Annotated in this window: 7 protein-coding genes and 5 tRNA genes; 6 read left to right on the forward strand and 6 right to left on the reverse strand. The window is 47.5% G+C overall.

Going from position 1 to position 10,159, the window contains the following annotated elements; translation table 11 throughout:
* Together QZZ54_RS19020 and QZZ54_RS19025 are read right to left on the reverse strand one after the other, a co-directional pair.
* A partial coding sequence (locus tag QZZ54_RS19020; protein ID WP_290705780.1) for a DUF3422 family protein occupies positions 1-543 on the reverse strand: 543 nt, incomplete at its 3' end.
* Positions 544-636: 93 nt separating this feature from the next.
* Positions 637-990: a hypothetical protein gene (locus tag QZZ54_RS19025; protein WP_290705782.1), complete on the reverse strand. Its 354-nt coding sequence runs from the start codon at positions 988-990 to the stop codon at positions 637-639.
* A gap of 65 nt (positions 991-1,055) precedes the next feature.
* Between QZZ54_RS19025 and QZZ54_RS19030 the strand changes: the two genes are divergently transcribed.
* A complete protein-coding gene (locus QZZ54_RS19030) occupies positions 1,056-1,787 on the forward strand; it encodes a hypothetical protein (RefSeq protein ID WP_290705784.1) in 732 nt (243 codons plus the stop codon).
* Positions 1,788-1,810: 23 nt separating this feature from the next.
* Here the strand turns inward: QZZ54_RS19030 and QZZ54_RS19035 are convergent, their stop codons facing one another.
* The 4 genes from QZZ54_RS19035 to ycaO form a co-directional block, all read right to left on the reverse strand.
* Positions 1,811-5,260: an SbcC/MukB-like Walker B domain-containing protein gene (locus QZZ54_RS19035; RefSeq protein WP_290705786.1), complete on the reverse strand. Its 3,450-nt coding sequence runs from the start codon at positions 5,258-5,260 to the stop codon at positions 1,811-1,813.
* Positions 5,260-6,003, reverse strand: coding sequence for a DUF4194 domain-containing protein (locus QZZ54_RS19040; RefSeq protein ID WP_290705788.1), 744 nt, complete (start codon positions 6,001-6,003; stop codon positions 5,260-5,262). Before QZZ54_RS19040 ends, QZZ54_RS19035 begins: the two co-directional genes overlap by 1 nt.
* Positions 6,003-7,409 (reverse strand): Wadjet anti-phage system protein JetA family protein, encoded by a 1,407-nt coding sequence (locus QZZ54_RS19045; RefSeq protein ID WP_290705790.1) that lies wholly within the window; start codon positions 7,407-7,409, stop codon positions 6,003-6,005. Before QZZ54_RS19045 ends, QZZ54_RS19040 begins: the two co-directional genes overlap by 1 nt.
* Before the next feature lie 171 nt (positions 7,410-7,580).
* Positions 7,581-9,311: a 30S ribosomal protein S12 methylthiotransferase accessory factor YcaO gene (gene ycaO, locus QZZ54_RS19050; protein WP_290705792.1), complete on the reverse strand. Its 1,731-nt coding sequence runs from the start codon at positions 9,309-9,311 to the stop codon at positions 7,581-7,583.
* Between the two features lie 300 nt (positions 9,312-9,611).
* Here ycaO and QZZ54_RS19055 point away from each other — a divergent pair.
* From QZZ54_RS19055 to QZZ54_RS19075, 5 genes are all read left to right on the forward strand, one after another.
* Positions 9,612-9,687, forward strand: a tRNA-Asn gene (locus QZZ54_RS19055).
* A 23-nt stretch (positions 9,688-9,710) separates the two neighbouring features.
* Positions 9,711-9,786, forward strand: a tRNA-Asn gene (locus tag QZZ54_RS19060).
* A gap of 11 nt (positions 9,787-9,797) precedes the next feature.
* Positions 9,798-9,874, forward strand: a tRNA-Pro gene (locus tag QZZ54_RS19065).
* A gap of 70 nt (positions 9,875-9,944) precedes the next feature.
* Positions 9,945-10,021: transfer RNA gene (locus tag QZZ54_RS19070), tRNA-Pro, on the forward strand.
* Positions 10,022-10,069: 48 nt separating this feature from the next.
* A tRNA-Pro gene (locus tag QZZ54_RS19075) sits at positions 10,070-10,146 on the forward strand.
* Positions 10,147-10,159 lie beyond the last annotated feature (13 nt).

Raw genomic sequence — 10,159 nt, forward strand, 5'->3', positions numbered from 1 at the left:
AGAGCCGTCACTGTGCACCTGAAAGCTAGTCCAGATCTGCGCAGCCCCCTGGGAAGGCTGACTCCCCACCAGACGCATCTCTTCAAAGTAACTTTTAACTTCCGGAATCGTCGGCTCACCAATTTCACGTACATCTTCAACGGCCATATGCAGCGCTGCAATCACCTCACCACACATCTGCTCCAACCAACCAACGGGTAGCTGACTTATTGCCGTTTCAGCAAAAGGATCTGAATGATTGCCCCCTAACCAGATAAAAGTATAGGAAACAAACTCAAGGTGCTTTTCCCGACGCACCTGCAGCTGCCCAAACTGTTGTTGGAAACAGGGGCTATCAGCAGCTGGCACATCGCCCCCCAGCATCTCACAGAGACTTTGCAAGTGAAGAAACTGATCAATCTTCTGTTGCTCATTACAAACCACCGACAGATGAGAGATACGGGCCGGACTGGGGATTACCTGAAATGGCCTAGAGTGCATCTCTTCATAGAGACTCTCTCTCAACGGATGCATATCAAGCTGAAGCAGGGTATTTGGGGACATCAAACTACCTGTTACCTATTACCAAAACACTATTGTTAGCGATTACCGCCACCTAAAGCAACTGTCCTTATTGCCCCCACCTATAAGCTCCGATCAATCCTCCAAAGGAGCCATTAATAAAGGCTCCTGCAACAGATCAATCGCCATCACTTGCGGAATCACCTCAAACCACTGACGAAACAGCTCAAGAGTTCTTTGCTGCGGCCAGTGATCGCCAAACTCATCCCAGGCTGCCAGCTCATTCTCGAAGATTTTTGCAAAGTGCGCCGACAACTGCTCAGGCAGATCTTCTTCACTTTGGAACTCTTCAGTCAGATAAACACTACCTTCGGCACGATGCTCTTCCAGACTCATTTGCTGATTCAGCTCATCATGCTGCTGATTGGCCCAATCAGCAAATGGCTGACGCGGCAGAATGGCAAATCCAGAACGGTTGATCAGTTTCATAGAGGCTTCTCTCAACTTCAGTTAAACTAACGGCCTGCATTATAACCTCAGCTTTAGGGATGTGAATGAATATCCGCTGCCTGCCCCACCTGAATACAAGAGAAGCCTGGCTGTCTTTCTGCCAACGAGAGGTCTCCTGTTGCTTTACTGAGCAACCAGAGGCCCTGGTCGACTTTCAGAGTAACTATCTAATGATCACCGTTCTGGATGCTAATACCCGCCATGGCAAGCAGGCAACTAAGTTCAGTCTCGGGGCACGAAATTCACTTGAGCCTGCCTGGAAATTCATCAAAGCTTGCGATTTTAATCTGCAGATCATGATTGAGGGCCTCTGTCAGGTAAATTTCGATGGCAACGTGCGGGATAACTCTTTATTGAAAGCCCACACCGAGCTCACTGTGCGCAAATATTTCGCTAAAGAAAGATCAGTCATCTCTCCCGGACACCTTGGCAGACTCCTACCGCTAACCTCAACGCCACAACACTGGGATATTCAACATCTGCTCCAGTTACTAGCTAACCATCAATATCTGGACCTTCGGACAGAGCAGCTTGCACTCCCTAATAGCGATGATTTTATGGTGGAATTTAAAGGCATTCCCGTTCCCGAAGTTCAAAGCATGTTGGTAGAGATAATCAATCAACCGGAACATTGGCAGGTTCGCCCTCATCCAAATGACTCTAAACGAATTATAGTGCTACGACAGGACGCGCCCCTTTGCAGCTTCAAGCCGGATTACCACCCACCAAAACCCAAAATGGCCCACCGGGGAACCCGATGGGCCACAACCCTCTAAACTTATTACCCTACATTCAAGTCTTAGGCAGGCATTAACCCTTCCACATCTTCAGCACTCGCCTCCCCTTCCGTTTTATCTATCAACCGGTAGGGATTATCAGAGTTAAGTAGTGCTTTGCCGTTTTGAGTCGGAAACTCAACATCAATATCCACAACCCGACCATCTCGACAGACGTTGATAATGGTATCCATGGTCGTCGCCATCAGAGAGTACTTATCATCCGGCGCGGCAATTAGTGTCTGCAAGCCCAGATCCCTCATAAAGCCGAGGGAAGTCACTGTATTTTCAGCATCCAGCTTATTAAAGGCCTCATCGAATACCGATAAACTAATACCACCCAACGTCATACCGTCAGCACTATCACGCAGTCGGTAGGTTGCGCCCATTGCCGCAGCAATAGCAACGTAGAACGGCACCTGATGCTCACCACCGGAGCCCGTCTTAATCCGCTGCGTCAGCGTCGTTTTACGATTACCCTCAAGATCTTTCACTACGAGTTCAAAATTGTAGAAGTTGCGATAATCCTGCAACAGACTACTTTCACCCTCATCCTTCAATACTTCATGGATCTTTGTCAAAGCATCCTGATGGGGGCGGGTCTCATCAAACTGCATATCAAACAGTGAGCCAACGTTAGCCTGATCCATCCGGGTATAGGCTTCAACCAACTCCAGAATATCTTTGAGTTCCGGGTTTGGCATCATCTCAAAGCTGTACATCTCCCGATGGAACGGGCGATTCTTCAAGTGCGCGTTCAGCTCACGGATCAGCTCTTTAATCTTCTCGATTTGATCCTTCAGATGGGCAACGAAATCGGAGCGGAATGAAGTTTCTGCTTCCAGACGCGCCCGTTCAGCCTTCTCGGTGTACTCTGCTAACTCGCTATCACGCAGCGACTGGATAGTATGATCAACAAACTCAGCCAGCTGCTCGTGGGTTGAATCTTCGCTGACTTTATCCAGATCCTGATGACTCAGACCAGAACCATGGTAGCGAGCCTTATATTGCGCCACACCATCACGGACAGTATTCTTCTTACGTTCAACCAGCCCCAGCTCAGACTGCGCCTTTTTAGCGGACTCAAAGATAATTCGATCCAGATCGCCGGAACAGGATTCATCCATATAGTCCCGTTTTTCCTGAGCGGACTGAGCATCAAAATTAGTATCCGCTTCACACTTCGTACGCGCTACTGCATGCTCTTCCAGCTCATTGTCCAACACTTCAAGTGAAGCGTTATCCTTGATGAGACTAGTACGGGTAGACTGAAGCTTGTTCATCAATTTCTTTTGGTCATCCTGAGCCGTCTTTTGCGCCTCGACCAACTCAGCAATTCGCTGTTGAACACCGGTATCATCCTGATTACGCACATCAGTAATACCCTGGCGATAACCCTCAACCTCGGTCTGCAGCATCTCCCGCTGATTCACCAGATCAAAAGTCCGCTCGGTTACACCGGTCAGCGCCGCAGTCATACGGATCAGGTTTTCTCTCAAGCTATCCAGTGCTTCATGATCTTTATTTAACGCGCTGAACTCAGCCATCATCTGATCAACCTGACGATCTTGCTGCTGCAACTGATGCTGGCGACGGCCACCGCCGCTGCCCATCATCGGCGCTTCTTCACGAATAGAGGTAGTCGTACCTTCTGTCTGCAACATACAGTCATAGGTAAGCGCACGTTCCTGCTTTAGCAATTCGTTTTCAGTCTCTACCGCCATCACCCCACCCAGGGCGCGATTCATGTAGCCAAGGGCATCTTCGCCCTGACAATCAACAAACTGTGCAAGCGAGCCTGGCTTAGAACGATTTACCCATTCATGGCTTCTAGTGGTATTTACTACTCGACAACCTTTCAGGTGACGACCTTTGCGTCGGTAAAGAGTGATCGCCTCTTTAACCCGATCCGGATCTACAATTAATGCTTCACGGCGTGCTCCGAGAAAGCTCTCGACCGCAATTCGCCATTTCTCATCGTTTATATCCACCAGCTCACAGATCGGCGTAGACTCAATACCGTAGTCTTTAAGCAACTGCATCAGCTCTCGGGTATTTCGGCGCAACGGCGCCCGCCCCTCTTTCAGCTGTTCAACTGCACTTTTCTGACTCTGAATTTCGCTTCGCAGCTCATTCATACGAATAACCGAAGCTTCAAAACGACGGGCAATCTCACGACGTACAGAATCGACCGACTTTTTCAGTTGATTCAGGTTGTTATCCACATCCACCGGCGCTAACGGCCACGCCTCAGCCATCATATCTTCGCCGGAACGCCACAGCTCTACTGAATCTTTAACCACCGGGATAAAACTCTCCGGCAGGTATTGCTGATAGTTAGCAAAGCTTACCGCTGAGCGCAGCAACGAATACACATGCTGTATTTTCTCTTTAACAATATTTAGTTCATGGGAACGAGCATCAATCGAGTTTTCCAGCGCCTTCACTTTATGGGCACTGTCGGTGTTATTCAGTTCAGCACGAGAATTAGCCAAGGACTGCATCGTCTGATTCAGTTCTTCACTCTTGGCTTCAAGCTCAGACTGCAGCGTGGTTTCTTTCCCTTGATTTGATTCAAGGCGCTCCTCCGCTTCCTCTTTCTTAAGGTCAGCATGCTCAAACCGGGTTTCATGAACAACCCACTCATACTCAACCGAGTTCTTTACATTTCGGTCGATCCCTTTGCACTGTTCCTGAACTTTCTCCAGCTCGCCGATGCGATTAGCCACTTCCCGGGTTTTCTCTTCCATCGCCCGATATTCATCAAGGGATTTACGGAAGCCGCCGACATGGACGATATTCTCATCCAACACAAATTCACGAATGAAGCGGGTCGGACTGTTGATAGGTACAAATTTAAGCGCGTTACGGAAGTTTTTAACAAACTTATCATCGTCATTGGGCATCTGAGGGTCGTAACTTAGCTCAGTTACCAGCTCACGAATAAAGCGGTTAGCCCGCTTCTCTAGCTTCATTTCCGGGCACTGCTTAAGCAAACTTTCCCGGACTACCGGCCACTCTTTTGGCAGACGACCGCCATCCTGCTTATCGGTAAAATCCTCCAGGGTGACGGAGAAATCTGGCAGAATAAAGCGCCCCAATACATCCTCTTCCGGTGAAGACAGCGAAGCGCTGATTGCCAGACCTACGCAGGTCTCTTTACTCGTTTCCGTATCAAAGAAGCTCAGCGCGAGATAACTAACAGAATCCTGCCGAGAGTTCTCTTTCTTGCCCATATCGTCCATAAAACCGAGACAATATGTACGCAGACTACGCTCGCTTTTATCACCGGCACTGGCGTTAAAGCTGAGATATTTTTTATTACCCCCCATCAACACCGTCTGTATGGCATCCAACAGGGATGACTTACCCGAACCGTTGGGCCCAACAATAGCCACATTTCCTTTGATTGGAATCTCAACCGCACCCAGCACATACCAGTTAACCAGCACCATTCTATTGAGCTGTTTCATCAGTTTGTCTCCTCAGATGCAGGCTGTTCGGTTACTGCGTCTTCTGACTCAGCGATGGACGTCTCTGAAGTTTCTGCAGGCAGCGACTCGATCTTTGATTCATCTGTAGAACCGGTTTCTGGCTCGCTCAAACTGGATGTCGCATCGTCTTCGTCTTCGTCATTTTCTTCACAGAGCCCTTCAAGCTGACCGATAAAGTCTTCCACAACTACCTGCCGAATAGACGGATTGATGGTTAATGGAATGTTTTTAGGATCAGTTTCGTGGGGCTTACCCCGTTCAATAATACCGTGCCGGCTAAACAGGGACAGTAGCTCTTTCAAGCGGGTTTCGTTCGGTATCTCACGCCCTGTCAGATTTTCATAGAGCGATAATAGGTCGTTTGAGGTGATATAAGCCCGGCCCGCTTCTACATCAAAGGCTTCCAACTTCTGTTCATACTGCTGACGCAGGCAAAGCAGAAACAACGATTCATCCAGCTTCAGACGCAGGAAGCGTTCTTCGCCTTTGGGTAGTATCCCCAAATAAGCTTCATCTGGCTGATAGATCAATGACCAGCCGATAGCCGCAAACAGATTAGTAAAGTAATCCACATGAGAGGCTACCAGGAAGTAACTGTCCCGGTGCCCGGAGCGCTCAGCATAGATAAATTGATTCACAAGCAGCATATTAGCGGCGTGAACGAAATCTTCTTCCTGATACTGATCACTGCGACCGATGATTTTCTGCAGATCACCCAGCATTATACTTTCCTCTGAATACTAAAATCGCGACATTCAACCATATCCGCGACGTTGACATATTTTTCTTCAAACTTAATCTCATACTTATTGGCGGTACCCCGCCCTTTCTTACCCAATGAACGCATGTGACGCAGATAACTGAAACAGATGTAATCCTCAATGCATTCAATGGTGAAATCTGAAGCGTTAATCATCTTCTTATCAAGCAGATGACGTTCAACATAGAGCTCAATATTTTCCGGACTCACCTCCCGGCGAGCCTTGTATTCTTTAAACAGCTGCCGCATCTCGAGTACTCGAGGATCGATCTCGATCGGGCGAATAACCCGCGGTTTAGTTTCAACCCTGCGTCTGACTGGCGAACGAACACTACCCGGCGCGATAAAGGCAACTGATTCCAGACTATTAATATGGGGTATAGAGCGAGAATCGAGTTTCGATACATCGGAAATCAGACGAGACAGACGAGAACTCATGCCTGGCGTTGTCTTATCCATATAGCGAACAGTATCAGCTACCCGCTTCTCCAGCCGGTACCGGAAATCATCGATGGTAGCCAAACGTTGATCTACCGATTCGAAGATACGCATAATACGATTGATATGACTGTGAACCATCGCCTCAGCATCGGCAAAATTCAGTTCAAACTGCTCTTGATAGTGCTTTGACAGCTGCTCAACTTTAAGAGGATCAAACTGTAGATCACGCAACATCGTCAAAATTTGACGACGGAAACGGAATGGATTGTTCTTTGTTTTGAGTGTTTTGTAATCCGATACAAGAATATGAGCCACAAAACGATCAAAGAAGCTACGCACAATCTCTTGTGGATTGGAGGTGGCCGCAAGCGTAATTTTCAACTCACGCAAGCCCAGCATCATATCGGTCAGGTGGGCACTGAAATCAGCCGCCGTTTGCGCCGCTTCCTGCAGAGTAATACCCCGGCCTGTTGGATCTTTAATCGCAGATTCCAGAGAGCTGAGAACGTTGAGCACAGCGCCGCCATAGCTTCGCTTTTCCAGCTCATTGATCCCAACCAGTGTTCGCAACAGGTAGCTGATCGCCGGAGATAACAGAACAAAGGTGCGGTAGATCCGCTGCTCCTCTTCCAACCAACCGGTTTCAACTAACCGCCGATAAATTCGACTAGTATATTCAGCGGTCGAGCGCGGCAATTCCTGACGATCGGATTCAGACTCGTCTTGTTCCGGCTCCCACCGGCGCACACCCAAACGAACAACCGTGTCTTCAATACAAGAACGGATGAGGTCTTTAGGCACAAAAGGGTCTACCAGATCTTCATCAAAGAACTGATCAGCCAGATCCAGCAAGACCGCTTCATAGATATGTTTATTCTGTCCCGAAAAAGGGACAAATATTGTTTCGGGAAGCTTTTTGAAAAGCATCTCAGTTAAAATCTCCGAGCACGATAAGAAGGTGAAGCTAACGATAATAACGGAAATAGCCACACTGACCAAGAGGCAAAAAAAACCGCCCGATTCAGGGCGGCGCTTTTATCTCATAAAAATATAAAAAACGATTAAAATCAAACAGATAAAAACATGATCATTGTTTGATCAGCTACTTTTTTTTACCTGTTGAAGATGAGCATAAGTAGTCAACAGGTTCTGATGCTCAGGAAAACCCTCCAAAGCCAATGAAGAGCAGGCCAAACCATTAAATACTGCGTTACCATCTATCATATCTAATACTTCAGCGACCCGCTCCGAACCATAAATCTGATCCAACAGACCGCGATACTCTTCTAACTGACGTTCCTTATCCAGCCGGAACATCAAACATTGATGTAAACAACGATACAGTAACGTCCGGTCTTGATCCAAATGACCAAACTGCTGTATCCAGTCGCTCCAACCCAATGCTTCTTCCAATTCACCCAGCATAAGATTCAGCAAACACTTCAATTCACCTATCCGCAAGGTATTCCAGGCGGTAGCCGCATCAGTCACAATACCAATTATTTCAGCCACCAACTGCTGATCATCAAAACCACCCTCTTCTATATTAACAAGAAGGGATTCTGCTTCTTTCTCATTCAACTCAGACAAGCGCAATAAGGGCTCGCGAAGTTCGATGCCTGAGTTATTATTATTCCAAACCAGCTCATCGACCAGATATATCTCAGACATACCCGGTACGATAATTCGACAGCTATAGATGCCCAGATGCTCATAATCCGCAATATAGATATCCATATCCACTTTATGAATCAGGTGACACAGTTGATCAAATTCAGCCTGGGTATCACCTTCTATATTCCACTCAACAAACTCGTAATCCGTTTCTGTTGAAAACAGATCCCAGGCGACTGAACCACTGGAATCAATAAAATGAGATTCAAGGTTATGCTGATCCGCTACATTGGCAATATCAAACTCGGGTAGAGGAAGCTCCTCCAGACTATCCAACGCCCGACCCTGCAACAATTCAGTAACCGCACGTACCAATGCCACTTCAAACTTAGGATCCGCACCAAAAGAGGCGTAACATCCACCGTCTACGGGATTGATCAAAGTGACATTAACTAACGGGAACTTCCCACCTAAAGACGCATCTTTTGTCAGCACAACAAAACCATGCTTACGCAGTGAGTCAATCGACTCAACGACGCTTGGGTAACGATCAAGCACATACTGCGGAATATCTGGCAAACTGATGCCCGACGATATGATGGTATTTTTAATATGTCGCTCAAAAATTTCAGAAAGGGCCTGCACCCGTGCTTCATTTACAGTGTTGCCTGCGGCCATACCGTTATTGACGTATAAATTGCCGACAATATTGACCGGAATCCACACCTGCTCAGGATTACGTTGACGTGTGAACGGGATAGCGCAAATTCCCCGTTGATGACTACCCGAATTCGTATCAACCAACATTGATGCTTTCAACTCGCCACTCAGGTTGTAGTGCTTCCAGGTCGGCCCGTCGAGCAACCCTGCTGGTAATCCATCATCGACAATAGGAAACCAGCGCTCGTTTGGGTAATGAACAAAATCATCCTCAGAAATCACTTGACCCAGATAATAATCAGCAAAGAAATAGTTGCAACTCAGGCGCTCAAAATACTCTCCCAAAGCGCTGGCTAACGCAGCATCACGACTAGCTCCCTTACCATTGGCAAAAAGCAAAGGACAACTTCTATCCCGGATATAAACCGACCAGACATTAGGCACCGGATTAAGCCACTGCACTTCTTCTATCTCAAAACCGAGCGCCTGAAGGTGCGTACTCATTCTGGAAATAGAATCTTCAAGTGACGCATCTTTACCAGTAATCATGGTCATATAGAATATCCTTACCTACCTACTTTGAAGAGCCGAATGCATGGAAGAAGTAGGGCAAATTCTCAACCCTCAATTCTATATAACACAGTACAGATTCCGGCGTATATACGCCTGTTATACAGAAAACATCCTTTGAACGAAACGCCGAGTCGCACTAATTAAATCCAAGACTTATAAATGCCGTCAACCCAGCTCACCCGATTGTTATTTAACCACTTAAAAAAACAGTAGATTTTTTTACTTATTGTGCTTGACGCTCCCCCTGCTCATCATTAATATACGCCGCCACGGTTGAGGTGTTCCTCGATAGCTCAGTTGGTAGAGCAGTAGACTGTTAATCTATTGGTCGCTGGTTCGAGTCCAGCTCGAGGAGCCAACTAAAACCGTAATGAATGATTTTCCTCGATAGCTCAGTTGGTAGAGCAGTAGACTGTTAATCTATTGGTCGCTGGTTCGAGTCCAGCTCGAGGAGCCATTCACTCAGATCGGGGCATAGCGCAGCCTGGTAGCGCATCTGCTTTGGGAGCAGAGGGTCGTAGGTTCGAATCCTGCTGCCCCGACCATCTTCTAGAAATAGAAGTGGTAAATTCTGAGACACGCTGGAACATTTCGTGTATAAATACCGTTCTTCGTCGGGGCATAGCGCAGCCTGGTAGCGCATCTGCTTTGGGAGCAGAGGGTCGTAGGTTCGAATCCTGCTGCCCCGACCATCTTTTCAACACTTCTGAACACAGTGTCTAATCAATGTTCACCCTAGTCGGGGCATAGCGCAGCCTGGTAGCGCATCTGCTTTGGGAGCAGAGGGTCGTAGGTTCGAATCCTGCTGCCCCGACCATCTTCTCTAAATG

This window comes from Amphritea sp., assembly GCF_016744155.1.
Lineage (GTDB): Bacteria > Pseudomonadota > Gammaproteobacteria > Pseudomonadales > Balneatricaceae > Amphritea.